This is a genomic window from Pseudomonadota bacterium (genome assembly GCA_027620075.1).
GTDB lineage: Bacteria > Pseudomonadota > Alphaproteobacteria > Rickettsiales > UBA6187 > 1-14-0-20-39-49.
This window is the reverse complement of sequence record JAQCEY010000001.1, coordinates 436,169-461,701: the sequence shown is the minus strand read 5'-3', so window position 1 is coordinate 461,701 and position 25,533 is coordinate 436,169. Positions and strand designations below refer to the sequence as shown.

At 39.7% G+C, this 25,533-nt stretch carries 26 protein-coding genes; 14 read left to right on the top strand and 12 right to left on the bottom strand.

What is annotated here, in order from left to right; genetic code table 11:
* Positions 1-35: 35 nt before the first annotated feature.
* Positions 36-299, bottom strand: a complete 264-nt coding sequence (rpsT, locus tag O2942_02405) for a 30S ribosomal protein S20 (protein ID MDA0781100.1) — start codon at positions 297-299, stop codon at positions 36-38.
* A gap of 121 nt (positions 300-420) precedes the next feature.
* Positions 421-1,131 (bottom strand): transglycosylase SLT domain-containing protein, encoded by a 711-nt coding sequence (locus O2942_02400; protein MDA0781099.1) that lies wholly within the window; start codon positions 1,129-1,131, stop codon positions 421-423.
* Positions 1,132-1,281: 150 nt separating this feature from the next.
* Between O2942_02400 and O2942_02395 the strand changes: the two genes are divergently transcribed.
* Entirely contained in the window at positions 1,282-1,578 is a 297-nt protein-coding gene (locus O2942_02395) for a DUF167 domain-containing protein (GenBank protein MDA0781098.1), read from the top strand.
* Between the two features lie 100 nt (positions 1,579-1,678).
* Positions 1,679-3,988, top strand: coding sequence for an NADP-dependent malic enzyme (locus O2942_02390; GenBank protein ID MDA0781097.1), 2,310 nt, complete (start codon positions 1,679-1,681; stop codon positions 3,986-3,988).
* Between the two features lie 97 nt (positions 3,989-4,085).
* Here O2942_02390 and O2942_02385 read toward each other — a convergent pair whose 3' ends face one another.
* On the bottom strand, positions 4,086-4,763 hold the full coding sequence (locus O2942_02385) for a prepilin-type N-terminal cleavage/methylation domain-containing protein (protein ID MDA0781096.1): 678 nt from the start codon (positions 4,761-4,763) through the stop codon (positions 4,086-4,088).
* A gap of 175 nt (positions 4,764-4,938) precedes the next feature.
* Between O2942_02385 and O2942_02380 the strand changes: the two genes are divergently transcribed.
* The 7 genes from O2942_02380 (at position 4,939) to O2942_02350 (ending at position 12,395) form a co-directional block, all read left to right on the top strand.
* Positions 4,939-6,474 (top strand): acyl-CoA carboxylase subunit beta, encoded by a 1,536-nt coding sequence (locus O2942_02380; protein ID MDA0781095.1) that lies wholly within the window; start codon positions 4,939-4,941, stop codon positions 6,472-6,474.
* Positions 6,475-6,517: 43 nt separating this feature from the next.
* A complete protein-coding gene (locus O2942_02375; protein ID MDA0781094.1) occupies positions 6,518-8,509 on the top strand; it encodes an acetyl/propionyl/methylcrotonyl-CoA carboxylase subunit alpha in 1,992 nt (663 codons plus the stop codon).
* Complete coding sequence (locus O2942_02370) at positions 8,502-8,834, top strand: acylphosphatase (GenBank protein MDA0781093.1); 333 nt, start codon at positions 8,502-8,504, stop codon at positions 8,832-8,834. Before O2942_02375 ends, O2942_02370 begins: the two co-directional genes overlap by 8 nt.
* Positions 8,835-8,863: 29 nt before the next feature.
* Positions 8,864-9,997, top strand: a complete 1,134-nt coding sequence (locus O2942_02365) for a peptidoglycan DD-metalloendopeptidase family protein (protein MDA0781092.1) — start codon at positions 8,864-8,866, stop codon at positions 9,995-9,997.
* Positions 9,998-10,083: 86 nt separating this feature from the next.
* The gene (gene yajC / locus O2942_02360; protein ID MDA0781091.1) at positions 10,084-10,449 is read left to right on the top strand and encodes a preprotein translocase subunit YajC; all 366 of its coding nucleotides are present in this window, start codon (positions 10,084-10,086) and stop codon (positions 10,447-10,449) included.
* Positions 10,450-10,458: 9 nt separating this feature from the next.
* Positions 10,459-12,024, top strand: a complete 1,566-nt coding sequence (gene secD, locus O2942_02355; protein MDA0781090.1) for a protein translocase subunit SecD — start codon at positions 10,459-10,461, stop codon at positions 12,022-12,024.
* Positions 12,024-12,395 carry an Mth938-like domain-containing protein gene (locus O2942_02350; GenBank protein ID MDA0781089.1) on the top strand — a complete coding sequence of 124 codons (372 nt, stop codon included), beginning with the start codon at positions 12,024-12,026 and terminating at the stop codon, positions 12,393-12,395. Before secD ends, O2942_02350 begins: the two co-directional genes overlap by 1 nt.
* A 55-nt stretch (positions 12,396-12,450) precedes the next feature.
* Here O2942_02350 and O2942_02345 read toward each other — a convergent pair whose 3' ends face one another.
* Positions 12,451-13,053 carry a superoxide dismutase gene (locus tag O2942_02345; GenBank protein MDA0781088.1) on the bottom strand — a complete coding sequence of 201 codons (603 nt, stop codon included), beginning with the start codon at positions 13,051-13,053 and terminating at the stop codon, positions 12,451-12,453.
* Between the two features lie 300 nt (positions 13,054-13,353).
* Here O2942_02345 and O2942_02340 point away from each other — a divergent pair, with 300 nt between their 5' ends.
* The 3 genes from O2942_02340 to O2942_02330 are packed head-to-tail and all read left to right on the top strand — an operon-like array spanning position 13,354 to position 15,216.
* On the top strand, positions 13,354-13,875 hold the full coding sequence (locus O2942_02340; GenBank protein MDA0781087.1) for a PAS domain-containing protein: 522 nt from the start codon (positions 13,354-13,356) through the stop codon (positions 13,873-13,875).
* Between the two features lie 13 nt (positions 13,876-13,888).
* Positions 13,889-14,368, top strand: a complete 480-nt coding sequence (locus O2942_02335; protein ID MDA0781086.1) for a PAS domain-containing protein — start codon at positions 13,889-13,891, stop codon at positions 14,366-14,368.
* A complete protein-coding gene (locus O2942_02330; protein ID MDA0781085.1) occupies positions 14,368-15,216 on the top strand; it encodes a phytoene/squalene synthase family protein in 849 nt (282 codons plus the stop codon). The genes O2942_02335 and O2942_02330 overlap by 1 nt, the downstream gene beginning before the upstream one ends.
* Positions 15,217-15,218: 2 nt before the next feature.
* Here O2942_02330 and O2942_02325 read toward each other — a convergent pair whose 3' ends face one another.
* The 3 genes from O2942_02325 to hisN all read right to left on the bottom strand — a co-directional run bounded on the left by O2942_02325 (position 15,219) and on the right by hisN (position 18,169).
* Positions 15,219-16,007, bottom strand: a complete 789-nt coding sequence (locus O2942_02325) for a prepilin-type N-terminal cleavage/methylation domain-containing protein (GenBank protein ID MDA0781084.1) — start codon at positions 16,005-16,007, stop codon at positions 15,219-15,221.
* A 68-nt stretch (positions 16,008-16,075) separates the two neighbouring features.
* On the bottom strand, positions 16,076-17,389 hold the full coding sequence (gene trmFO / locus O2942_02320) for a methylenetetrahydrofolate--tRNA-(uracil(54)-C(5))-methyltransferase (FADH(2)-oxidizing) TrmFO (GenBank protein MDA0781083.1): 1,314 nt from the start codon (positions 17,387-17,389) through the stop codon (positions 16,076-16,078).
* A gap of 3 nt (positions 17,390-17,392) precedes the next feature.
* A complete protein-coding gene (gene hisN / locus O2942_02315; GenBank protein ID MDA0781082.1) occupies positions 17,393-18,169 on the bottom strand; it encodes a histidinol-phosphatase in 777 nt (258 codons plus the stop codon).
* A gap of 198 nt (positions 18,170-18,367) precedes the next feature.
* Between hisN and O2942_02310 the strand changes: the two genes are divergently transcribed.
* Positions 18,368-19,201 carry a hypothetical protein gene (locus tag O2942_02310; protein MDA0781081.1) on the top strand — a complete coding sequence of 278 codons (834 nt, stop codon included), beginning with the start codon at positions 18,368-18,370 and terminating at the stop codon, positions 19,199-19,201.
* Between the two features lie 264 nt (positions 19,202-19,465).
* Here O2942_02310 and O2942_02305 read toward each other — a convergent pair whose 3' ends face one another.
* The 5 genes from O2942_02305 to O2942_02285 all read right to left on the bottom strand — a co-directional run bounded on the left by O2942_02305 (position 19,466) and on the right by O2942_02285 (position 25,016).
* Entirely contained in the window at positions 19,466-20,389 is a 924-nt protein-coding gene (locus O2942_02305; GenBank protein ID MDA0781080.1) for a hypothetical protein, read from the bottom strand.
* A gap of 1 nt (position 20,390) precedes the next feature.
* A complete protein-coding gene (locus O2942_02300) occupies positions 20,391-22,124 on the bottom strand; it encodes a cytochrome c (GenBank protein MDA0781079.1) in 1,734 nt (577 codons plus the stop codon).
* A 15-nt stretch (positions 22,125-22,139) separates the two neighbouring features.
* Positions 22,140-23,447 (bottom strand): cytochrome P450, encoded by a 1,308-nt coding sequence (locus tag O2942_02295; protein MDA0781078.1) that lies wholly within the window; start codon positions 23,445-23,447, stop codon positions 22,140-22,142.
* A 149-nt stretch (positions 23,448-23,596) separates the two neighbouring features.
* On the bottom strand, positions 23,597-24,103 hold the full coding sequence (locus O2942_02290; protein MDA0781077.1) for a hypothetical protein: 507 nt from the start codon (positions 24,101-24,103) through the stop codon (positions 23,597-23,599).
* A gap of 397 nt (positions 24,104-24,500) precedes the next feature.
* Positions 24,501-25,016: a cyclic nucleotide-binding domain-containing protein gene (locus O2942_02285; GenBank protein ID MDA0781076.1), complete on the bottom strand. Its 516-nt coding sequence runs from the start codon at positions 25,014-25,016 to the stop codon at positions 24,501-24,503.
* A gap of 187 nt (positions 25,017-25,203) precedes the next feature.
* Here O2942_02285 and trxA point away from each other — a divergent pair, with 187 nt between their 5' ends.
* Entirely contained in the window at positions 25,204-25,527 is a 324-nt protein-coding gene (gene trxA / locus O2942_02280) for a thioredoxin (GenBank protein ID MDA0781075.1), read from the top strand.
* The last annotated feature ends 6 nt before the right edge of the window (positions 25,528-25,533 follow it).

Below are 25,533 nucleotides of genomic sequence, written 5' to 3'. Positions count from 1 at the left end.
ATATTATAATATTTTGCAATCTATAATATTTAAAATTAGCTTAAAGCTTTGATTCTGGCACAAAGACGGCTTATTTTCCTAGAACTTGTATTAAGTTTGAAAACACCTTTGCCTACAGCTTTCATCATTTCAGACTGAGTAACCTTTAAAGACTCATTAGCGGTTTTCTTATCACCTTCGTCTATGAGTTTTTCGGTTTTTTTAATAAAAGTCCTAACACGGTTTTTAATATTCCTGTTAGTCGCAGTACGACGTTCTGTTTTACGAATTGACTTTTTTGTAGCTGTATGGTTTGCCATTTTTATCCTACTTAACAGTTATTCTTTGTTTGTTAATATAACAACTTAATCTTAAAAAGATTGCGTAAAATATAGTATTGCACTAAAGCAGTCAAGAAAAAAGATGCCGGTATATGTCTTTTTATCTTACAAAATTATCCAGAACGCTTTGCGTTATATCCGCAACTTCAGGGTCGTTATTTTTAACCATTGGCGTTACCTTGATATACATAGGTCTTTTATTGAGGTTGGCAAGGTTTACTCCCTTGTCTTCCGTCCGCCATGATTCATATATACGTTCTATGTATTTATCGGAATACTCTCTGTTCATATTGTGATAATGCCTGATTGCGGTTTCCCAGTTACCGTTCTTTTCATATTTTTCAGTCAGAAACTTGGCGGCATATTCTATATTATAGCGAGGTTCAAATGCCTGATTTAAGTTAGTGAAGGCATCGGGGTGGTATTTTAAATTTATCTGCATACAGCCGATATCTATGCTTTCTTTTCCCTTTGCAATCAGTTTTTTGACTTTAGCAATTGCCTCTCTTTTTGAGTCAAAGTAATAACCTTTGCCTTCGACGTTGATTGTCCATGGCCATGCTACTTTTTTATGATAAAATTTTGACCATTTGCCGGATTCGGTAACCGATATTGCTCTTAGCATGTTACTCGGCATGTGGTTTTTATGTTCGTATATAGGGAAATATCTGTTGCAAAGACTTGAGTTTTGGCGTTCAAAGCGGTAATCCTGCCTCTGGGTGTATGACATATCTTCTGATTTTACATTAGATATATTAGTAGTATAGGTTAATATGGCTATCGCTGCTGCTAGAGGTATGTTTTTAAACATTAATTATACTCCTTTGCATGCGGTGCATGCCGTCCCGATTGCGAAGATTGTAACACGATTTGTTAACTAAATCTAACATTATTTGCACTTTGCTTCGGAAATTACTAAATGGCGGTTTATTTTCTATAACAATACTATATATTGATTAACATGTACTACCAAAGATATAACAACGGATATAAAATTCAATTAAAAATAGTGCCTAACTCGCAAAAAAATCAAATTTGCGGGGTAGTTGATGCCGATTTTGCAACTAAAGCCTTACGTATTAAGGTGGCTGCCGTGCCTGAAAATGATAAGGCAAATAAGGAGCTTATAAACTTTTTATCTAAAGAATGGAAGCTTGCAAAATCCGATATGGTGCTTCTGTCAGGGGAGAAATCTCGGATGAAGCTGTTATATGTTATAGCCGATGAGGAATTTGAGAAAAAGTTGCTGCAACAATAATTACCGCAACGCACAATAAGGTTTCTTTGACTAATTATACCGAGTGATGTATAAGTATTTGCTCAATTTTATTCATGCAATAAGGTCAAAGGTATAAAATATGTCTGAAAAGAAAAAAGGCACTTCTATAACGGATGAAGATGCATTATATTTCCATAAAAGAGACGGAAAACCCGGTAAAGTTGCCGTTTTGCCAACTAAACCCCTTATGACACAGAGGGATTTGTCGCTTGCATATTCTCCCGGAGTTGCCGTACCCTGCCTTGAAATACAAAAAGATGAAAGCAAGGCATATGAATATACCGCAAAAGGAAACTATGTAGCCGTTATATCGAACGGGACGGCGGTTCTTGGTCTCGGAAATCTGGGTGCATTGGCATCAAAGCCTGTAATGGAAGGAAAAGCCGTATTATTTAAGCGTTTTGCCGATATTGACTCGGTAGATATAGAAGTAGATACCGAAGACCCTGAAGAGTTCATCAATGCGGTAAAATATCTTGGACCTACATGGGGCGGGATAAATCTTGAAGATATCAAAGCCCCCGAATGCTTTATAATCGAGCAGAAGTTAAAAGAAGTTATGGATATTCCTATATTCCATGACGACCAGCATGGAACTGCTATAATTACGGCGGCAGGTCTTATCAATGCGGCTCATGTTACCGGGCGTAAGTTCAAGGATATGACGATAGTAGTAAACGGTGCGGGAGCTGCCTCAATTGCTTGTGTGGAACTTGTAAAAGCAATGGGAGTGCAGCATAACAACGTTATACTTTGTGACTCACGCGGTGTTATATATGAAGGGCGTGAAGACGGTATGAATCAGTGGAAATCTGCACATGCGGCTAAAACAAAGGCAAGAAGTCTTGCCGATGCCATGAAGGGGGCAGACGTATTCTTGGGTCTATCCGTAAAAGATGCCGTTACTAAAGACATGGTAAAATCAATGGCTAAAAAGCCTATAATATTTGCTATGGCTAATCCTGATCCGGAAATAACACCGGAAGATGTTGCCGAGGTTAGAAGTGATGCTATTGTTGCGACAGGTCGCTCGGATTATCCTAATCAGGTTAATAACGTTATGGGATTCCCGTATATATTCCGTGGTGCGTTGGACGTGCGTGCAACTACTATCAATGAAGAAATGAAAATTGCCTGTGCGCAGGCTCTTGCAGACCTTGCCAGAGAGCATGTGCCAGATGAGGTGTCGGTTGCATATTCGGGCAGAAAAATGCAATATGGTCCGGGTTATATTATCCCCGTTCCGTTTGACCCTAGGCTTATATATACTATTCCGCCTGCGGTAGCTAAAGCTGCTATGGATAGCGGTGTGGCGAAACAGCCTATTGAAGATATGGAAGAATATAAGCGTCAGTTAAGTGCGAGGCTTAACCCTACTGCTAACAGCCTTAACCTTATTATGGACAGGCTTCACGCCAATCCGAGAAATGTGGTGTTCTCTGAAGGTGAAGAAGAAAAAGTCATCAGGGCTGCCGCTATATGGAGAAGGCAGGGTTACGGAACTGCAAAACTTGTGGGCAGGGAAAACCTTATATTAAAGAAAATGGCTGAAATGAGTATTGATCCTGAGGGTATCGAAATACATAATGCTGCCGTTACCGATAAAAATGAAAAATATATAGAGTTCCTGTATAACAGGCTTGGACGTGAAGGTTATTTGCGTAGGGACTGTGTGCGTATGGTAAAAAATGACAGGAATATTTTTGCCGCATGTATGGTACAGTGCGGTGATGCCGATGCTATGATAACCGGTCTTACCCGTAATTATTATGACTCGCTTGACGATATATTGAAGGTTGTTAACGCAAAACCGGGTAAAATGGTATTCGGGCTTTCAATGATGATAGCGAAGGGTAAAACGGTGTTTATTTCGGATACTACCGTAAATGAGCTTCCTACACCTGACGAACTTGCCGATATTGCGATACAGACGGCGGAAGAAGCCCGTAAGATGGGGCATGTTCCACGTGTTGCAATGCTTTCTTTTTCCACGTTCGGTAACCTGATGCGTTCACGTTCTTCAGAGGTGAGGGAAGTGGTTGAAATACTTGATAGCTGTGATGTGGATTTTGAATATGAAGGCGAGATGGCGGCAGATGTTGCCCTTAATCCTGAATTGATGAAGTTGTATCCGTTTAGCAGGTTATCAGGCCCTGCAAACGTACTTATCATGCCTGCGTTGCATTCTGCCAACATAAGCTCTAAATTGTTGCAGGAGCTTGGCGGCGGAACGGTTATAGGACCTATGCTTATAGGTTTGGAAAAACCTGTTCAGATTGTACAGATGGGTGCTTCGGTGTCAGAAATATTGAATATGGCAGCTTTGGCAGCCGTAAATTCAATTAGTGATGAGGGTAAGCATAATAATAACGGCAAGAAGGCTGCGTAATTATAAAATAACGGTCAATAATTTAATAAATATTATTGACCATTATTACGCATCTATCAACCGTTTCACTTAGGGTATATGTTCCGGTTGCGAAGTCTTAGCAATTTGCCGCTGCACCTGAGTCTTTTCCTTCAAACGAAAAAATTAGTCCGACATGCGATAAACCATCGTCAATTTTTTTATCAATGGAAAAGGCGTCAGCAGTTGTGAACCCGCTGTAAACGCAGTCTTTATCTAGCTCCACTCCATCGCTACTTTCCCTGCCGACTATTAAAAAAGGACTTGGGCTTGGAGGGCGGGGTGATATCCAGCCTATTCCAACCGTATTGTGGCGGAATCCAAAACAATTTTTTCCTCCGAATGCGGTAGGTACGTTTATTACGGGAGTAGCGTTGTTTGGACTGCCGTCACCTACTCCGCTATATGTTCCGCTTATTATTTTTGCTAGTGAAAGGTGCTGCCATAAAAGTAGCTGTTCATTGTTTGTAGCACTTGTATAATTGTCTATCCGCCTATTTCCGTTGCCGTTGTTAGTGCTTGCGGCACCAAAATAACTTTCGGCGTTAGCTAGGTCGCCCGGTAGAGCGTTGTATTCCAGTTGAAATGTGTTTATTGCAATTTTGTATTTATCGATATCCGAGATTACCGAGCGTAATTTTGCTTGAGTAACAATTGCTTGTCCCCCTACAATGCCGGCTACTATTAACCCGATTATCACTATAACTATTGATAATTCAATTAATGTGAATCCTTTGTGTTTCGGATTGCCGTTCATAACTTCTTTTAGTTTATCATATAAGCCGATAATTTGATAATAAAATATATGCCTAAGCTTATTAAAAGATTTTAATAAAACAATTTGTTAGTAAGATGTCTAAATTTCCTTATTGCCCCATAGGGCAACATCTGCTAGTTTGCAACACCGATTTATAAATTATAAGTGTATTGCTATGAAAACGAAAATTGTAGAACAGCTTGAAAATAAAAGGAAAAGTGCACGTTTTGGCGGTGGGCAAAAACGTATAGATGCACAGCATAATAACGGTAAGTTAACGGCACGTGAAAGGCTTGAGGTGTTGCTTGACCCTGATTCTTTCGAAGAATACGGAATGTTCGTTGAGCATCGCTGTCATGATTTCGGTATGGGTGAGAACAAGACCCCCGGTGATGGCGTTATTACGGGTCACGGCACTATAAACGGAAGACTTGTGTTTGTGTATTCACAGGACTTTACGGTTTTAGGCGGCTCTTTGGGCGAGGCTCATGCTGAAAAAATATGTCGCATTCAGGATATGGCAATGAAAGTAGGTGCTCCTATTATCGGTATTAATGATTCGGGCGGTGCGAGGATACAGGAGGGCGTGAACGCTTTGGGCGGTTATGGCGAGATATTCCAGCACAATGTTGATGCATCGGGTGTTATACCTCAGATATCGCTTATTATGGGTCCTTGTGCGGGCGGTGCGGTATATTCTCCTGCTCTGACGGACTTTATTTTTATGGTCAGGGGTAGTTCTTATATGTTCGTTACGGGTCCTGAGGTTGTAAAAACCGTAACACATGAAGATGTAACACGTGAAGAACTGGGTGGTTGCGATACGCATACCGCTAAAACAGGCGTTGCAGATTTGGGGTTTGATAATGATATTGAGGCACTGCTTCAGGCAAGAAGGCTGATAAATTTCTTGCCTAGTTCAAACCGTGAGCCTATTCCCGATAGGAATACACATGACTATGCGGACAGAGTGGATTTGTCATTGAACACACTTGTACCTGATAACCCTAATAAGCCATATAATATGCGTGAGCTTATCGACAGGGTGGTAGATGAAAATGATTTTTATGAATTACAGCCTGATTTTGCAAAAAATATAATTATCGGTTTCGGTAGAATGGAAGGCAGAACGGTTGGTTTTGTAGCTAATCAGCCGATGCATCTGGCAGGTTGTCTGGATATTGATGCTTCAAGGAAAGCTGCAAGATTCATCAGGTTCTGTGATGCATTTAATATTCCGCTTGTGACTTTTGTAGATGTTCCGGGATTCTTGCCGGGTGTGTCGCAAGAGCATGATGCAATAATAAAACATGGTGCAAAATTATTATACGCATATGCGGAAGCTACCGTTCCCAAAATCACCGTTATTACCAGAAAAGCATATGGCGGTGCGTATATTGTTATGAATTCCAAGCACTTGAAGGGTGACCTTAACTATGCGTGGGCAAATGCCGAGATAGCTGTTATGGGACCAAAAGGTGCGGCACAGATATTGTTCCGTGAGCATGCTAACGACCCTGAAAAAATGAAGGAAAAGACAGACGAGTATGTTGAAAAATTCTCATCACCTTTTGCCGCTGCTGCAAGGGGCTTTATTGATGAGGTAATACGCCCCCAAAATACCAGATGGAGAATCTGCCGTGCGTTGACTTTTCTTGAGAGTAAAACGGTAGATAAGCCTTGGAAAAAACATGATAATTTGCCGCTGTAGTGAATCTTCAAGTTTAGTGTTAAGTAGAATTAGGTAAAAAAATATGTTCAAAAAATTATTAATAGCCAATCGTGGTGAAATCGCTTGTAGAGTCATTAAGACCGCTCGTAAAATGGGCATAAAAACAGTAGCGGTATATTCTGAAGCGGATACTAACTCGGCACATGTAAGCATGGCTGATGAGGCGGTTTTTGTGGGGCCTTCACCTTCCACACAAAGCTATCTTAATATTGAAAATATAATGGACGCTATCGTATCTACCGGTGCTGATGCGGTTCACCCCGGATACGGCTTTCTATCCGAGAATATGAACTTTGCACGCGCTGTTGAAAAAGAGGGTGTAGCATTCGTCGGCCCTTCGCAGGATTCTATCAAAATGATGGGGGATAAAATTGAGGCTAAAACAATAGCAATTGAGGCAAATGTAAGCACTATTCCCGGTTACATGGGAATTATAAAAGATGAAGACGAGGCTGTAAAAATAGCGACTGATATCGGTTATCCGGTTATGGTAAAAGCCTCGGCAGGTGGTGGCGGTAAAGGAATGCGTGTTGTATATTCGAAAGATGAGGTTAAGTCCGCATTTCGCTCTGCAACAAATGAAGCCAAGAAAAGTTTCAGCGATGACAGAATATTCATAGAAAAGTTTATTGAAAAACCAAGACACATTGAAATTCAGGTGTTGGCCGATAAATACGGTAATACGCTATGCCTTGGGGAAAGGGAATGCTCTATTCAAAGACATAACCAGAAGGTTATTGAAGAAGCTCCAAGCTCGTTCATTGATGAAAAGACCCGTCAGGCAATGTATAAAGAGTGTGTGGCACTTGCGAAAAAGGTGAGCTATTACTCGGCAGGTACTGTTGAATTCATCATGGATTCTAATAAAAAATTCTACTTTTTAGAGATGAATACAAGACTTCAGGTGGAACACCCGGTAACCGAATATGTTACCGGACTTGACCTTGTAGAGCAGATGATAAATATAGCATATGGCAAAAAATTAGAATTAAAGCAGGAAGATGTAAAATTAAACGGCTGGGCTATCGAGTCAAGGATATATGCCGAAGACCCGTCTCGCGGCTTCCTTCCTTCAAGCGGTAGGATATCCGAATATAAAGAACCTGAGTCAAATACTAATGTCAGGGTCGATACGGGTATCTATGAAGGCGGTCAGGTAAGCATGTTCTATGATGCTATGATAGCAAAGCTGATTACATACGGCAAAGACAGAAAAGAAGCGATCGAAAGAATGCAAACGGCATTAGGTGAATATGTTATAAGAGGAATATCGCACAATATCAGCTTTTTAGAAGCGGTTATGGGGCATTCTAAATTTGCGTCAGGTGATATTTCCACAAACTTTATTGCAGAAGAATACCCTGACGGATTTTTCGGTGCGGAACTTACTTCGGAAACTACAAGAATATTCTTATGCGTAGCGATTCATATATTTTTAGAAGATGTAAAAAGGGCAGGGACTATAACAGGGCAGCTAGAGGGAAGGCAAAGGCTGATAGGCAATAAATGGGTGGTTAACGTTGATGATGAAAGTTTCTCCGTCTATGTTAAGTCAATTCATTCCGGTTATGAGGTGCTGCATGACAGGTCGCAGATGGTAATAAAAAGTGCTTGGATACTCGGTAACAGGCTGTTCCACGGCGAGGTTGACGGTATTCCTGTAAATGTGCAGATAGAATATTTTGCAGGCGGTTTTTATTTAACCCACGCCGGTGCAAAAGTAAAAATATCCGTTCGCACGCCAAGGGTTGCAGAGCTTGACAGATATATGCCTGAGCCTAAAAGCGGTGTTGATTCTTCCAAGGTTGAGGCTCCTATATCAGGAGTTATTGTTGACATTAAAGTAAAAGACGGCGATAAAGTTAAACAGGGGCAAGAGCTTTTTATATTAGAAGCCATGAAAATGGAAAATATTATCTGTGCTGAAAAAGATGCCAAAATCAAGAAGGTTTATCTTAATGCTAATGATAATACTACCTATGGACAAGTAGTTATAGAGTACGAAAATGCATGATGAGCCGGGTTTTGGTGACGGTAAGCCTAAAGTTAAAAGCGATATATATTGTTTAAGGCTAGTTATTGAAGGCAAGGTTCAGGGAATAGGATACCGTAACTGGCTCAAAGGAGTTTGTACCGAAAGCGGGATAACCGGCTGGGTAAAAAATAAGTCAAACGGTTCCGTTGAGGCTGTTTTGTATGGCAAGCAGTCTGTTGTAAAAGAAATTGCTTCAAGGTGCTATAAAGGTTCGGCAATGGCACAGGTGAAAAAAGTAAAAGAATATCCTGAGGAAATTAAAAGCACTATCCCCAATGAGTTTAAAATAGCATCTTCAGGGTGATTTAATGTGAATTATAGGTTAAAGGTATTTTGAAAGTTCTATATAGAAATATATCTATTATTCTCACACTTTTTTTTGCCGGGGCATGTACGCAAAGCCCTGCTTTGGTAGAAAACCGTAACAGCTATTCAAGCAATTTTGATTACAGGATAAATCCTTTTAAAATAACTGTAAAAAGCGGTGATAACCTATATACTATATCCAAGCAGTATGGCGTTGGTATACGTGATCTGATAGAAATAAACAACCTGCGTCCCCCGTATATTCTAACTCCTGATGAGGTGCTGAAATTACCTAAAGCTAAATTCCACATGGTAAAAGAGGGTGATACTTTGTATGCGGTTTCACGTAGCTATGGTGTTGACCTTAGCCGTCTGATACATGTAAATAACATATCCGAGCCATATATAATAAGGGTGGGTACTAAGCTGAGTATTCCTAGTTCTACAGAATATTATCAGACTATTGCAAAAAAAGAAACTGTAGACAAAGAAGATTTTTTTGTAGGGGAGCAAAAAACTGCGTCAGTTGTTGAAAAGGATTTGGGTAGAATCAATAGCTTACCCAACGCCCCGCAAGTTATATTGCCTAAAGAAGTAAAATTAGGAACGGACACGGCAACTTTACAATCAGGTGAGGGCGGCGGTATTGTTCCTAAACTCAGACCTAATAACAACCCCGCACCGCACCTAAAACCCGGCACGGTAACGGCGGGCAATACAAAAAAGGAATATGAACCGGCATCTTACACTCCTCCTAGCTATAATAGCAAAGATTATGCGGCAAGCGGATTCAGATGGCCGACAAGCGGGACTATAATTTCAAGGTTCGGACCAAAAAAAGGCGGTCTGTATAATGACGGTATAAACATAAGGGCGGCCGAGGGTAGCGATGTTGTGGCTGCCGATAACGGCAAGGTTGTATATGCCGGAAACGAGCTTAGAGGGTATGGAAATCTTATTTTATTGAAACATTCCAACGGCTATGTTACCGCATATGCGCATGCAAGAGATATATTCGTAAGAAAAGGTGATAGTGTAAGTAAGGGGCAGAAAATAGCCTCTGTAGGCAGTACGGGGCATGTATCGGTTCCGCAGTTGCACTTCAGCATCAGAAAGGGAAGAAAGGCTATAAACCCGCAATCTTATTTGCCGACCGGCTAGTATGCTAAAAAAATCAGGTTATAATATCTTGCGAAACCTGCATAATGCGTATATTAATATCAAGAAAATAATAAAAGGAATAAAGAATGTTATTTATATCTGAAGCTATAGCTCAATCAAATGAAGCACAAGTTCCGCAAGAACCCGGTACAATGGCTAATTTATTGCCGCTATTACTTATATTTTTTATTTTTTATATGTTCATAATAAGACCCAAGCAAAAGGAAATAAAACAACATAGCAATATGATAGAGGCTACCAAGAAAGGTGATGAGATAGTTACCGGCGGCGGCATTGTGGGTAAGGTGAGAAAAGTTGAAGATACTATATTAGAGGTCGAAATTGCAGCCGATACGGTAGTAAAAGTTATGCGTAACACTATCACAAGGAATAATTCTGCGATTGAAAGGGCTAAAAAAGATTTAGCTAAGCAAGAACCGAAAAAGAAATAGGTTAGAAAAATGCTTAATTTTTCATATTTAAAAATAACTTTTATTGCAGCAGTCTGCCTGTTTGCAGTTATTTTTAGCCTGCCTAATTTTATGGGAGATAAAAAGGTAGGGTTTTTGCCTGATTCAAGGGTGAATTTAGGGCTGGACTTGCAGGGAGGCTCATATCTGCTTTTGGAAGTGGATTTTAAAACTTACCTCAAAGAGGATTTGCAATCTGTCGCTTCAGAGATTAGAACCGTATTCAGGGACGAGAAGGTTAACGGTGAAAGAATAGGTTATACGGGCGGTATAAATGTTATCGGTGAAAAAATCGTTTTTGAACTGACCGACCCGTCAATAGCGCCCGAAGTGACTACAATAATCAAGGAAGTTTCAAGCGAACTGGAAGTTACGAATACCGAAGGTAAGGTTTCTGTCGGATATAATAAAAATGCATTGGAACAAATGCTGAAAAAAGTTATGGATCAGTCCATTGAGATAGTTAGAAGAAGGGTTGATGAGACGGGAACAAGAGAGCCTGACATACAGCGTCAGGGTGATAACAGGATATTATTACAGGTTCCGGGATTAAGTGACCCTGAAAACCTAAAGGAAATTTTGGGTAAGACCGCTAAACTTACGTTTCATTTGCTGGACGATTCTCTCCCTTATCCCGATACTACACGCGGACCTGTACCTCCGGGGACAAAAAGGCTTTATAGTGAGGACGGAACAGCAGCTTTTGCCGTAAAGAACAGGATTCTTTTAACAGGGGAGCTGTTAACCGGTGCAAGCTCGTCTTTCGACCAATTTGGAAGACCTGCGGTTAATTTGACATTTAATAGTCTGGGGGCAAAGAAATTTGCAGGAATCACCAAAGAAAATCTGAAGAAGCCTTTCGCCATAGTTTTAGACGGCAAAGTCCTAACCGCCCCCCAAATTCAATCGGTTATTTTGGACGGTAAACCTCAGATAACGGGTAATTTTACTACTAGGGAAGCAAGCAATCTGGCTCTATTATTGAGAGCCGGTGCGTTACCTGCTGAATTGAAGATTGTTGAGGAGCGTACGGTAGGGCCTAGTCTTGGAGCGGATTCTATCGCAGCGGGTAAAAAAGCTATAGCGGTAGGTATAGTGCTGGTTATAGTGTTTATGTTTGTATCTTACGGCTTGTTCGGACTGTTTTCCGATATTGCACTTATTTTAAATATGGTGCTTATTTTGGCGGTTATATCAGTGTTCGGTGCTACTTTAACACTACCCGGCATTGCAGGTATAGTGCTTACCATGGGTATGGCAGTAGATGCAAATGTTCTTATATTTGAAAGGATAAGGGAAGAGATAAGTAACGGTAAAACCCCGTTTGCGGCCGTAGATAACGGATTTCAGCAGGCGTTCAAGACAATTATAGATTCAAACACTACAACTTTGATAGCGGCATTATTGCTTTATATTTTCGGTTCGGGACCTATAAAGGGATTTGCGGTAACGCTTTCAGTCGGGATATTAGCTTCAATGTTCTCCGCTATATTACTGACAAGGTTAATGGTGGTTACTTGGCTTAAGAAAAAACGACCGACAAAACTTGCATTCTAATGGATATCACACCTGTAATTCCTAAAGGACAAAATGTTATAAAAGGTTATGGCAACATGACCTTTAAGGTTAATGATGATGAACATAATTCAAGCATCATAGTGCTGCCTGAAGAAGTTTTTGTCTGGCAGGTAGAATCGCATCAGGATATATCGGTAAATTCATTTAACGATGTCATCTCATATGATGAATTAGAGATATTGCTTATAGGTTGCGGTTTAGAACACAAACCGCTTGATAGCAATATAGCCATCGAGTTGCAAAAAAAGGGTGTAGGCGTTGAAATTATGACCACCGGTGCTGCGTGCAGGACATATAACGTGCTTCTTGCCGAGGGGCGAAAGGTGGCTGCTGCACTGATACCGGTATAAAAAATACCCGGCTATTTACTAACCGGGTATAATTATTTTTTAGTTATTAAGTATATTATGCAGCTTTTGCATTTTTTGCATTAGCTAGATTTTCAGCGGCAAAATCCCAATTTACAAGGTTGTTTAAGAAAGTCTGTATATAATCAGGACGTTTATTCTGGAAGTCCAGATAATATGCATGTTCCCAAACATCAATAGTTAGCAACGGTTTTTGACCTTTGGTGAGAGGTGTTTCTGCATTTGAGGTTTTTACTATCTTTAATTTCCCTCCATCTAGCACCAGCCATGCCCATCCGCTACCGAACTGGGTGGCAGCCGCATTAGCAAACTCTTCCCTGAACTTATCAAAACTGCCGAATGCCTCATTGATTTTGTCGGCAAGTTCACCTTCGGGAGTGCCGCCGCCATTTGGCTTCATTGAGTTCCAGTAAAATGTATGGTTCCAAACCTGAGCCGCATTATTGAATATGCCGCCTTCGGATTTTGCAACTATCTCTTCTAAAGAAGATCCGGCAAACTCAGTGCCTTCAATTAGTTTGTTAAGGTTGGTAACATATGCGTTATGGTGCTTGCCGTAGTGAAAACTAAGTGTATTTGCACTTATATGAGGCTCTAGTGCATCTTGTGCATATGGAAGATCCGGTAATGTTATAGCCATGTTATTTCCCTTTTTTTTGATTGATTTTGATTGATTATTCGCAAGGCTAACATAAGGCAAAGCAATGCCGAATGCAAAGAAAGCTTTTATGAATTCTCTTTTTGTAAAAAATGCCATAAATTTTATACTTTTAGTTGGGGTGCATCTGTCAAAAAGCAACGTGAATAATAAGATTGGTGCATTTATAATACTATATACTTTTACTTTCAATATTAAATGTGTTATAATGAAATATATTTATTGTTTTGTTTCATAATAGGAATGTTGTGTTAGCAATAAAATACCGATGGGGGTATAAGTATGATGAGTATTGGTTTTGGTGGTGTCGGCGGCGGCGAACTGGAATTAGATAGTAGGGTTCTTAATAAGCCGAGAAACAGGCGTGAAAGGCTTACTACAATACTGAAAGAGTACTGGGATATCGTACGCAAAAATAACTCGTTTCCTGTTGAAAGTGTTTTCGATTTCAGAAAGGTATATGATATATGGGATAGTTGTTTTCTAGTTGACGCTAATAATCAAACACGAGAGGAAGATTATTTCTTTAAGCATATCGGGAAAGATATAAGAAATGCATATCAAAGTGAGTTGAGTAATTTACAGATTGACAAAATAGTAAATACCCACGCCGGACATCTTGCAAGGGAATTTGAAAAGGTACTTGCCATGAAAATTCCTATCTATTATGAAGGTGAAATAACTATTGATAAAAACAGATTAATGAAATATCGTCAAATATTGCTACCCTTAGGGCAAGATGATGTGAACATTAAATCCATTATGGGTGGTTTTTCGTATAAAATATTTTATAAAAATCAATAATTAAGATATTATTATGGTTATACCTCCGTTAACATATGATTTAAGTTTTAGCAGATCCAGCAGAAGAATAACTTCCGTACTTAAGAATTATTGGGAATATGTGAGAGATGATAGAGGCTTTCCTTCAATGTCGGAAATCCGGAAAAACGATATAAACCATATATGGGATAACTGTTTTATGGTTAAAGCCGATAATTCATGTATGAGTCCCGATGATTATCGGTATATTTATTTAGGTGAGAATGTTAAAAAAGCATTCGGTGAAGATCTTACGGGAATGACTATCGAGAAAATGCACGCACCCGAGGTAGTACATCTTGCTGAAAAATATGAAAGAGTGCTTGCTACCAAGCTTCCGGTATATGATTCGGGCGAACTTCATCTGGAAAACGGTCAAACAATACTTTATAGACAAATTTTGCTTCCATTAGGAGAAAACGGTATTACAATAACATCTATTTTAGGTGGAATATCATATAAGATTTCGGATTAATGGTTGCAGCACTCCCGTTTTGTGAGAATGAAGTAAAAAAGCACGATTACGAAAGGTATTTGTGTTGCCTTCTTGCCGACTGTCGTGTAAGGAACAGGCTTTTTGCAATATATGCCTTTAACAATGAAATAGCAAAAATCAAACATATCGTTAGTGAGCCTATGGCGGGATATATACGTCTGCAATGGTGGCGAGATGCAATCGATGAAATTTATACAAGACAACCTATAAAACACAGGCATGAAACGGTAGATGCTCTATATGAAGTAGTGCGGGAGACAGGTGTAGGCAAAGAGCTGTTTGATAATCTTATAGATGCAAGGGAAGCTGATATTGACTTTAAGACTCCGAAGGATATTGACAGTTTGGGTGAGTATGCGATAGGTACTTCTTCCAACCTTTTTTACCTGCTCCTTGCGGTAGCAGATGTCAATTGCAATACTGCTAAAGAGGCGGCGTACCATGCGGGTATTGCGTTCGCTATCACAGGCTTTATGCGTTCTATGAAATATAATGCCTATTACGGAAGATTGATGTTGCCGCAGGATATGATGAAAAAACAGGGCATCACGGTTGATGATATATTAAGAGGGGAAGGCGTTGAAAAAACAAAGCCTATTGTGAGGGCTTTGTGTGATAAGGCTGAAGTTAACCTTCACCATACGAAAACGTTGTTACAGGGTACGACCGATGCAGCAAAATCGGTTTTGCTGCCCGTATGTATCGTTGATGTTTTTTTAAAGCGTATAAAAAAATGTGACTACGATCTATTCAATTCAAACATAGAGGGAAACATTTTTTCTATACAGATGAAAATATATCTTAGTAAGCTTTTGAAGCGTGTTTAACGTTAAAATGCAAATAGTAAAACACAATGTTTTTCATCGCTACTAAAATTAGCCGTGTTGTAGTCGGAGCCTGAAGCGTGTAAAAATTCTTCCGAGCAGCTATCGGTTGGTGTACCGTAACCTGTAGCACCGAAAACATTACCGTTATTTGCTATACCGTCGTCCAATTTTAAGTCAATTTTATATGCCTCTGCTACAGATAAGGTTTTCCACCAGATATTTCTTCCCGGTTCACGGCTTCCTAAAAGTAAAATGTTAGCCATTTGCTGCTGACCGAATATACCGTTATATGGTTGTCTGTTTACAAGGAAATACTTTCCCTTATCCGTTGAAGAAAAATATAATGTGTTTTCATCTGCATTATTTGTGCCGCCTACGGATATACCGCTGAACGGTTTATTTATAAAGCCGGCAAGATACATATGCTGCCAAGCTCTGAATGTTTCATTATCATCCGTATCATTTGTACCTCCGTTAGAGTGCCAATGCCAGCTAATCAGACTATCACCGTTGCCGTTACATTTTACCGGGGCTGCATCGCAACTAGCTCCCCAATAGTCGTGTGCGTTCCTCATATCTCCGGGTGGTTGTTTGAATTGTTCTACGAAAGAATCGTATGATATTTGTATTGATGATAATTCACTGATAAATCTATTTAACTTTGCGGATTTCGCAATATTTTTACCGGCAACTATACCTGCTACGACAAGTCCCGTTACAACTATTACGATAGACATCTCAACCAATGAGAATCCGGAGCTTCTTTTTTTATACAGACATATTTTATACATAGATATTCTATCTTATGTTATAATATATTATAACACATTTTCTAATGTTTAGAAACAGTTTCGGATTTTTATAAGTTCCAATTAGATATATCTTCTAAAGCCCTTTCGCAATAAGCCGCTTTTCTTAGTTTTTTCCCTACTTTTTTATCAAGTGGTGGCAGCAGTCCGAAATTTATGTTCATTGGCTGAAAAGTTTCTGATTCGGCATCTCCCGTAATGTGGCTTAGTAATGCTCCAAGTGCAGTTGTTGCGGGGGGAAGGGTGATATCTTGTCCGTTTATCTCATAAGCTGCGAATTTTCCTGCCAAAAAACCGCATGCTGCACTTTCTACATAGCCTTCAACACCTGTTATCTGTCCTGCAAAGCGGATATCGGGTCTGTTTTTAAGGCGTAAAGTTTTATCCAGCAGGGAAGGGCTATTTATAAAAGTGTTGCGGTGTATTCCTCCAAGGCGGGCAAACTCGGCATTTTCAAGACCGGGTATGTTTTTGAAAACTTTTGTTTGTTCTCCATATTTCATTTTTGTCTGGAAGCCGACAATATTATATAAAGTACCAAGCTTGTTATCCTGACGTAGCTGTATTACCGCATATGGTTTTTCGCTGCTATGCGGATTGGTAAGCCCTACGGGTTTCATAGGACCGAAACGTAATGTTTCCACTCCACGCTGTGCCATAATTTCGATGGGTAGACAGCCGTCAAAATAAGGTGTGTCCTTTTCCCATTCTTTAAATTCCGTTTTGTCTGAATTTATCAACGCTTCAACAAATTCATAATATTGTTCTTTAGTCAAAGGACAGTTGATATAATCCTTTCCCGTCCCCTTGTCATAACGTGACTGGAACCACGCTTTGTCCATGTCTATTGACTCACGGTGGACTATCGGGGCTATGGCATCAAAAAATGACAGATATTCTTCACCCGCTAATTTTAATATATTTCGGCTCAGTTTTTCTGATGTGAGCGGACCTGTGGCAATTATCGTAGGCGTACCGTTATCGGGTATTTCTTCTATTTCTTCACGTATTATGCTTATATTTTCATGTGATGCTATAGCTTTGCTGACGGAGGCGGAAAAATCTTCGCGGTCAACGGCTAATGCTCCTCCTGCCGGAACCGAATTTTCATCTGCACATTTTAAAATAAGCGAACCTTTGCGTCGCATTTCTTCGTGCAGCAAGCCTATTGCACTTGCCGTATGGTCATCTGAGCGGAAAGAATTTGAACAAACAAGTTCGGCAAGACCGTCAGTGTGGTGTGCCTGTGTTTTGCGTTCTTTAGTACGCATCTCGTATATTGTGACTTTTAAGCCTGAATTTGCTGCCTGCCATGCAGCTTCCGAGCCTGCAAGACCGCCGCCTATTATGTTTAGTTGTTTCATTTTCTATCCCAATATTTTTATAGCCTGTTCGTGAGCGGTTTTTGAGCCTGCCGCAATAACATTGCCGTCCGACTTTTCGTTTAGTTCGTTTCCCGTCCAGTCGGTTATTATGCCTCCTGCCTCTTTTACAATAGGTATCAAAGGCATAAAATCGTGTGGTTTTAAGCACGAATCTATAGCCAAGTCAAGAAATCCGCTTGCAACTAAAGCATATAAGTAGCAGTCACCGCCATAGATAGTGTGTTTTGCGGATTTTGAAAGACGATTGAATTTTTCTAAACCATCTTTTGTAAAATAATTAGGACCTGTTGTTGCGATCGTCGCTTGTGATAAGCTTCCACAATTTTTTACTTGAGCGTTCTTACCGTTTAACTTGCAGCCTTCTCCTTGAACTGCAAGCCAGCGTTCTTTGGTTATAGGCTGGTTTATAACCGACAATATTGGCTTGCCGTTATCAAGTAACGCTAACAAAGTACCGAAGATGGGGCGACCGATCATAAAAGACAAGGTTCCGTCAATCGGGTCTATTATCCATTTATAACGTGCGTTAATGTTTTCTTCCCCGAATTCTTCGCCGATTATACCATGTTCGGGATATTCTTTGTTTATAAACTCCCTTATTGATGTTTCTGCTTCCCTATCTGCTATGGTTACGGGGCTTTCATCATCTTTGGTTTCAATATTGTTTAAGTTTCTATAGTGTTTACAGATAATATCCTCCGACTTATCCACAACTTTATCCACGAATTTCTTTATTTCTATGATGTTTAAACCGTCCATTGTGTGACCCTTGATTTTTTCGAGGATATTATTGGTTATTTTTAATTAATTCTACCTTAAACTTTGTTAATAATTAAAAACTTTTCCACCAAATTATCATTTGGCGGCTATTGACTTTTAATTTGGGTGTGGAATAACGATTATTAAAACTTTAGGGTTTTTATTGTAATTATTTTAACAAAAATTTAGGTAAAAAATATGGCTGTAATAAACGGAACTGCTGCAAATAATTTCCTTTTCGGAACTAATTTAGCGGATTATATTAACGGAAATGGCGGTAATGATCTTATTTTGGGTCTAGCCGGAGATGATGAAGTTAACGGTGGTCAGGGTAATGACATACTACTTGGCGGGGCAGGCAATGATAAGTTTGTTTTCGATGCAAATAGCGGTAACGATATTATTTGGGATTTTACTAAAGGTTCTGACAAAATTGACATTGACCCTTCTATATATGGCAATGTTAGTGATATCCTTAGCAATATTACATATCAAAACGGTAATGCTAAAATAGATTTAGGCGGCGGTAATAATATTTATGTTAAAGGTTTAACTCCGAACAATCCTTTAACAAAAGATGATTTTGTTCAGTACACCGTAATCGATTTTGAAGATTTGAACAGTACAAGCAGCGGTACGCCTCTTCCTGATAGCTATCAGGGTTTTGAGTGGAAGCTTGATAACGGTGCAAATGCTTCTCATCAGGACGACCCTAGTGTAGGTTATGGTGTTATGGGTACTAACCTTATATATAATACCGGTGGTGCTACTTCTGTAACTATATCAAAAACCGACGGTTCAAGTTTTGATTTTGAAGGTGTTGATTTAATTTCCGCAATAGCTCCTAATCAGGATATAGATATTTTCGGTTATTTAGGTGGAGTTTTAGTAGGAAGCACAACTGTTTCATTAACAAATACTGCCGTAACTGAAGTTGATGTTGATTGGACTGAGATAGATACTCTTATATTAGACCCTCAACTTGCAAGCGGCAATTACTTTGCAATGGATAATTTTGATTTTGTTGTTTAGTAAAATATATTAATAGTGTCATTCGCCTAGTTAACGGGCGAATGGTGCTATTTAATTACGCATATAAACATCATGCTAAACTTTATGAGATTGTAAACATTCACACAAGTTAATTTAAAAGACTATATATATCGTAGAACCTTATTGTCAGGTCATAGTCTGATGGGTAATTGGTTCTAACCAAAGTAAACAGACTCCCATAACAAGTCGGTAATGACAGCCTCAAGGGCAGCAATCGGTGAGGGACAATATAATTTCGGTAGTTTATCGTGTCGGACGCAATGAACGCATTTCTTCTTTAATCTCACGCTGCATTGTTTCTAATTCCCGTAGTTTCCGTCGCAATTGTTCGTATTTGTCATTGTTATCAGATGCTGATATCGAAGCCGTATTGGAAGTTGTTCCGATTCTGTTCAGTCTTTCAACGTTGACTCCCCCTGAGTTGATAACAGGTTCTTCTGCCGACATTAGCCTAAGTGGTGCAGATGTTTGTATTTCTACAGAGTTAGTTTCAATACCTAATTCATCAGGTTCTATGATTGCTTCGGCTGATGGTGTTGCAACCCTATCATTTGTAACTACAGGTGCAGCTAAAACAGGCTGTCTTGGAGCCGAAACGCTTCCTGATTCTTCTTTTTTAGGTTCCTCTTGCTTTTTGGGAGGAATCTTTTTCGGTTCTATTTTTTGGTTTTGGTTTGCTGTCCCAATTGCTTTACCTGTAAAACCGTCCCAAACTTGTTGTATAATTGACCCTCCCTCCATTGCTATTTGTTGAGTAGGTATGTTATCAAGAGGGTTGTCGGAAGCGTTTGCCGAGGAGATTATATTAAAGTCAAAGCTAGTATTTACACCTGATTCGGTCACCGATTCTATTACTATAGGTGATTCTCCTGAGCCGGTTATTGCCGAATTAAGTCCGTTTGAAGTTGTAAACGAAGCCAGTAAAGCCGGAGTTGCCATACCTATCTGGAAAAGCTTGTATGCCTTTACCTCGTCGCTATGCATATATGCTACGGTTCCGCCGACAAACATAAATATAATGAATTGCAGGCTTATACCGATTATGTGACCTGTTGAAAGCCCTGAGCTTTCAGAAAAAACAGCCGTCAGGTCTAAAGTTAGCAAAATTGCACATACGGGCATTAAAGCACCGAGAATACCTGCAAAAAAACGTTCCCTACCTGTCATATTAACCTCCGTAAGTTTTATTTGTATCGCTGCAAGGATAGCTTTGGTTTCTTGAAACTACCTCTGTTTCAATATCGCCATATTTATATGACTTCAAGAATTCTATAATTGCAAAGCGTTCGTCTTTTGTTAGCTGTTGACCTATTGCCCCCGGCATATTGTCAAATATATGCCCCTTGTTTGAATTGCCTTTTTGGGTAACGTCAAATTTGGTTACATTTCTTACAAAGGTATCCATACCTACTTTTACAGGGTCGAACATATAGCTGCCCACATCAAACGTTTTTGAACGTTCATCATAAGGGCTTAATAATTCATAAAGGTTTGGTACTGAGCCGTTATGCAGGAAAGGAGCCGTTGCCCATATTCCATGTAGAGGTCTTGCTTTATAACCGCACGGAGCGCGGACTAGATTCTTACGCCCTTTGCCGTCAAATAAAGGTTTTTCCTCCTCGGTAACACCTTCGGCGGCATATCTGTTTTCCATAACCTTTTCAGTTATGAAATGCAGTCCGAATGCCTGATCTGCCTGAGCCGGTCCGCCTATCTTTCTTGAATCTACGCGGTAGTTCTCAAAATTCTCAGCCGTAGTCCTATCAGTACCTATCTGTTCGTAATTTAACATTGTAACACGCCATTCATCAGTGCCGTTAATGACTTTTTCGCCATGGCAGCTTACACAATGTTGTTTATATAGTTTTTTGCCCATCTCAACTTTGGCTTCGTCCAAAGGCCAGATATCTTCAGGCCATGCCGGAGCTTTTAATTTTTGCAGGGTCTCCTCTATTTTATATAGATTGCGTACCGGAACGGTAGAATCAAACAATTTATCCTGATCCACAAGGTTTAATTTGGCAAATACACCTAAAGCCTCACCGACATTTCTTGACATCGGCTGCCTTACCGAGCCGTTCCACTGAACCCAGTCAAGACGGTGTATGTCCCAAACATGAGGATAGCTAACAGGACCGTTACCGACCCTTAAGTTATGTATTTTCTCAAGGTCGTAGCCAAATACCGTATTAGATATGCGTTGCAGGGCATCAAGACGACCGTAACCTTCTTCTGTCGGATATATATCCTTTAAAGCCTCGGTCAATCCGGTTTTAAAGCCTTTTTCAACCGCATTTTTTAAAGCCTGTTGCAATTGTGCTTTTTGCTCGTTCGTAGCACCTTCTCCGAGTATCCTCTTTGCAAAACGCTCAAATTGTTCAGGCTTTGTGTGTGTCTCGATAATTGAGGAGGTAAGAACCCTGCGGAACTTATCCAGAGAGTGCATGGAAGCACCGCCGTCAATCCTTATAGCCTTTAATGTGCCGTTATCGGGGTCTTTATAATTTAACTGTCCCGTATGACACGCCGCACATGTAAAGCCGATAAAAGGCTGATCGGTTTCAGGGTCATATGTAACCGCCAAGCCGATAGGTAGTCCCTGTGCAGGTCCCATATCATTTTCACCGGCGTGCATAAACCCGATTCTGCTCATGAAGTCAGCATCCATTAATAAACCCTGCTCACCAAAACCCGGTTGTTCTAAAGATTTTATCCAAGCAAGCGGAATAGTGAAAGTTCCCTGACTCGTCCGATAATATAAACTACGGTCTTCCTTTGTCCAGCCCTGATCAAGGTAGCGGATATCGGTAGTGAACTCATCACGTGGAAAAAGGGTCATACATGCGGTTACCATAAGCACCGACCCGATTATTAATAGCTTCTTCATGTTTGAAAGTTTCATTTGCGTTTCTTTGGTTTAATTAAAACTTAAAATATATTTTTCAGGGAAAGGGCTTCCGTTCGTAAATTCAATAGGTTGTTTTACCTTTAGGTTGTCACGCAGGATAATCTGTTTAACTATTTCGGTTATCTCAACCATACCGACGTATTTTCCTAAGCATTCATGTGCACCGAAACCAAGATGCATATAATGATAGTTGGGTCTGTCGGTTTTGAATGATTCGGCATCGGGTATCTGTTTTTCGTCCCTCATTGCAGAGCGTGTTGAAATCAGGCACACCGAACCTTTTGGAATTTTGGCCTCACGTGGTGTACCTGCCGCTAATACATAGTCTTGCGACGATAGCCTTGCTACGAACGGATTGATAGGATTGAAACGTAGTGCTTCCCATACATAAGCATCAAATTTTTCGCTATCGTTTGATTTGGCGTAGCCTTTTGCTTCTTCAAGTTTTTCAGGGAACACACGGATTAGCTGGTCTAGTATCTGAACTATAGCCTGAGAAGTTGTTTCAACACCTCCTACTAAAAGCCCCATAACGTTTGTGATAATCCTTTCATCGTCAAAGTCGCAACTATCACTGCTTCCGTCTACAATTTTTATCAGGCGGCTGAACGAGTCATCAAGTGACGGGTCTTTTTTAATAGCTTTGCGTCTTTTTACTATCTCGCCTGATAGGAATTCTTTCATCTGTGAACCTGCGGCGATATTTTGCTTGTGTGTTTCCTCATCATTGGTAAGATTGTGGAACATATCTGCCTGTGTTTGGTACGACCACTTAAACAAGTCTTTTTCCTCAGCGTTAAAGCCGAAATAGTCCTGTGTTACACGAATCGGAACGCCTCTTGAGATTTTGCTTACCACTTCAATGCTGCCGTTTGACTCATCAAGAGCCTTGTCGGTATATTTTTTTACCATATCCCTTATTTTAGGAAGGTCATTCATACGTAAAACCACACGCATTATGGATTTATCACGATAATTAATTTCCGTATTGTCCCTTGCCAGCATATAAGGACCTACGGACGGATCCATTTTAGGAGCATAAGGTGCCACTGTAAAAACGTCGTTACGGGTCAAGGCTTCTTGAACATCATCAAAAAGCGTTATCATATAGCCGTTCTGAGTTTTTAATATAGGGCTGATTTTTCTAAGAACGGAAAAAAGCTTGTCGGGTTCATTCTTTAAAAGCTCGGTGAAAAGTTCGGTTTGCTCGGATTGGATAGCTTTTTTTACCTGTTGAACCAATTCGTTATCGGCACCGCCACTGACGTTTTGTAGGATTTCGTCAATGTTTTCTTTTAATTGCGAGAGCATGCTCATATATTATTCTCTAACTTTAAGTTGGATAAAAATTTTGCAGACAGATTATAAGCACAATATAATTATTTTTTAACTAGTAAATAGAGAAAAATTAAAATTTTTTAATCTATGATTGTAGTTTTAAAAATATGGTACTTATGCAAGTGTGGTTACAAGCCCCTTTGCGGAATCGAGCTTTTAATTTGTTCGGCATATGAATCGTGCTGTGGGTCTTCAAAAAGGTTAGCCCATGAGATGCTTTTCTCTATTTGAGGAGGCTCAACGGTTATACGTAAGGGCTTACCCGAATTAAAATTATATGTAACCGTTTCTGCGGTGGAGTCTATTTCCTCAATAGTTGACATTTTTTCGGAACTTTTGCTGCGTCCTGTTATTTTTCTTGCCGGAGGGTCGGTTAGGTCTATCTTGGATTTGCTTTTAGAGTCCTGACTTACTTTATAATGTAATTCTAACTGCGATTCTATAGGTGACTCATTAATGGTGTTTAAATGACTTATTCTCATCATTTCTAATTGTTCTTGGAATTTTTCAGGGGTGGGTATTCTATCAAAAACACTTTGTCCGGCTTGCGTTCCTTGTCGTTGTTCTCTTTTTACTTTTCCTTGTAGATGCTTGCTAATTTGAGTGAGAGTTGGATTGACAACAGCTTTCTTCATATTCTAACCTCTTTTAAAATAAAAAAACCTTGAATTTTAATTTGTACATGGAAATTCAATTTAATAAAAGAAAAAAATATAAGATCTTGTTTAATTAGCCACTTAAGTTACTAATATAGTCAGCTTTTGTGTGGGTGAGTAATTTTTATGCTTATCGAATTGAACTGATGCAAAAAAACTTATAGTCCTTTAAATTAACTTCCACCTATTTTAATGTCATCCCCGCCTACGTGCGGGGATCTTCTATAAACGGCACAAGATCCCCCTATAATTTTCTACGAAAATTCACAGGGATGACAACTAGGGTACGGAAGGAATTACCGTATTTATCTTTTCGGCACGAACGAAGTGTTAAATAGCTCGGATACTATGGTCAAGCCATAGTATGACGAGTGACTTAACCTACCAATAATCTTAACAGGCTATTAAATACTCCGTTCATAAAGGGGTCAAGAGAACCCACTTTGCCAAGAAGTGCCTGATTAGCCATAATCTGTGCCTTCTTCTGTTGTGCTTTTTGCTTCAGTGCATTGAGTGCGGCAGTATCTTGAGGGGTCATTTGCGGTTTTTGAAGCTTGTTCTTGTCCCTTATCATGGTAACAAGTTCTTCCATTTGCTTTTTAACTTCCGTATCTAGTTTTTCGATTAAGGACTTGAAATTAGTTGCGGTTCCTTTCATGCACTCTGTGTCGGCAACGGTGGTGACGGTGGCGGAGCGAGGATTGCTGTCTATAAGAGCCATTTCACCGAATACCGAATCAGCCCCTAGCTTTGCCAATGATACTTTTGCGTTACCTGCTGTTTTTGATATTTCTACACCGCCTGATAAAATAAAATAAACCCCGTCAGGATTATCGCCTTCTTTAAATACTACCGCTCCTGCGGGAAATTTTACGGTTTCTATTCCTGACATTTCTTACCTATTAATTAAATAAATTACACAGGCTATAGTTTTAAACAATTTATATAAAATGTTCAATTGTTAGTTTTGTTAAGGGACTATTAAACAATACTATATACAAAAGAATATTACTGTACTTGAAAAATATAAAAATAGGTTTATATATGGTGTTCTGTATAAATTATTGAAAGGTAACAAAATGGCTTCTGATACTACAGATAAAAGTTTTGAAAAAGATGTAATAAAAGCACAAGGTGCCGTATTAGTTGATTTTTGGGCCGAATGGTGTGGTCCTTGTAAGCAACTATCTCCGGTCATTGATGACATTGCAAATGAAATGGGTGATAAAATCTCCGTTTTCAAAGTGAATATTGATGAAAATCCTGATGCTCCTGCTAAATATAACGTGCGTGGCATACCTACTTTGATAATTTTCAAAGACGGTGCTCCGGTTGCAACTAAGGTTGGTGCTTTACCGAAAAGCGGTCTTGTGGAGTGGATAGAAAATACACTTGCAGCGTAAGCGTTT

What these genes read in the sequence shown, in the direction of transcription:
- O2942_02300 (MDA0781079.1), bottom strand. Translation starts at nt 22,124, where the DNA reads ATGAAACTTTCAAACATGAAGAAGCTATTAATAATCGGGTCGGTGCTT.
- O2942_02370 (MDA0781093.1), top strand. Translation starts at nt 8,502, where the DNA reads ATGCATGATGAGCCGGGTTTTGGTGACGGTAAGCCTAAAGTTAAAAGC.
- O2942_02380 (MDA0781095.1), top strand. Translation starts at nt 4,939, where the DNA reads ATGAAAACGAAAATTGTAGAACAGCTTGAAAATAAAAGGAAAAGTGCA.
- O2942_02395 (MDA0781098.1), top strand. Translation starts at nt 1,282, where the DNA reads ATGTACTACCAAAGATATAACAACGGATATAAAATTCAATTAAAAATA.
- rpsT (MDA0781100.1), bottom strand. Translation starts at nt 299, where the DNA reads ATGGCAAACCATACAGCTACAAAAAAGTCAATTCGTAAAACAGAACGT.
- O2942_02325 (MDA0781084.1), bottom strand. Translation starts at nt 16,007, where the DNA reads ATGTATAAAATATGTCTGTATAAAAAAAGAAGCTCCGGATTCTCATTG.
- O2942_02400 (MDA0781099.1), bottom strand. Translation starts at nt 1,131, where the DNA reads ATGTTTAAAAACATACCTCTAGCAGCAGCGATAGCCATATTAACCTAT.
- O2942_02295 (MDA0781078.1), bottom strand. Translation starts at nt 23,447, where the DNA reads ATGAGCATGCTCTCGCAATTAAAAGAAAACATTGACGAAATCCTACAA.
- O2942_02385 (MDA0781096.1), bottom strand. Translation starts at nt 4,763, where the DNA reads ATGAACGGCAATCCGAAACACAAAGGATTCACATTAATTGAATTATCA.
- O2942_02310 (MDA0781081.1), top strand. Translation starts at nt 18,368, where the DNA reads ATGGCTGTAATAAACGGAACTGCTGCAAATAATTTCCTTTTCGGAACT.
- trmFO (MDA0781083.1), bottom strand. Translation starts at nt 17,389, where the DNA reads ATGAAACAACTAAACATAATAGGCGGCGGTCTTGCAGGCTCGGAAGCT.
- O2942_02390 (MDA0781097.1), top strand. Translation starts at nt 1,679, where the DNA reads ATGTCTGAAAAGAAAAAAGGCACTTCTATAACGGATGAAGATGCATTA.
- O2942_02330 (MDA0781085.1), top strand. Translation starts at nt 14,368, where the DNA reads ATGGTTGCAGCACTCCCGTTTTGTGAGAATGAAGTAAAAAAGCACGAT.
- O2942_02340 (MDA0781087.1), top strand. Translation starts at nt 13,354, where the DNA reads ATGATGAGTATTGGTTTTGGTGGTGTCGGCGGCGGCGAACTGGAATTA.
- O2942_02290 (MDA0781077.1), bottom strand. Translation starts at nt 24,103, where the DNA reads ATGAAGAAAGCTGTTGTCAATCCAACTCTCACTCAAATTAGCAAGCAT.
- yajC (MDA0781091.1), top strand. Translation starts at nt 10,084, where the DNA reads ATGTTATTTATATCTGAAGCTATAGCTCAATCAAATGAAGCACAAGTT.
- hisN (MDA0781082.1), bottom strand. Translation starts at nt 18,169, where the DNA reads ATGGACGGTTTAAACATCATAGAAATAAAGAAATTCGTGGATAAAGTT.
- O2942_02305 (MDA0781080.1), bottom strand. Translation starts at nt 20,389, where the DNA reads ATGACAGGTAGGGAACGTTTTTTTGCAGGTATTCTCGGTGCTTTAATG.
- secD (MDA0781090.1), top strand. Translation starts at nt 10,459, where the DNA reads ATGCTTAATTTTTCATATTTAAAAATAACTTTTATTGCAGCAGTCTGC.
- O2942_02375 (MDA0781094.1), top strand. Translation starts at nt 6,518, where the DNA reads ATGTTCAAAAAATTATTAATAGCCAATCGTGGTGAAATCGCTTGTAGA.
- O2942_02335 (MDA0781086.1), top strand. Translation starts at nt 13,889, where the DNA reads ATGGTTATACCTCCGTTAACATATGATTTAAGTTTTAGCAGATCCAGC.
- O2942_02285 (MDA0781076.1), bottom strand. Translation starts at nt 25,016, where the DNA reads ATGTCAGGAATAGAAACCGTAAAATTTCCCGCAGGAGCGGTAGTATTT.
- O2942_02350 (MDA0781089.1), top strand. Translation starts at nt 12,024, where the DNA reads ATGGATATCACACCTGTAATTCCTAAAGGACAAAATGTTATAAAAGGT.
- O2942_02345 (MDA0781088.1), bottom strand. Translation starts at nt 13,053, where the DNA reads ATGGCTATAACATTACCGGATCTTCCATATGCACAAGATGCACTAGAG.
- trxA (MDA0781075.1), top strand. Translation starts at nt 25,204, where the DNA reads ATGGCTTCTGATACTACAGATAAAAGTTTTGAAAAAGATGTAATAAAA.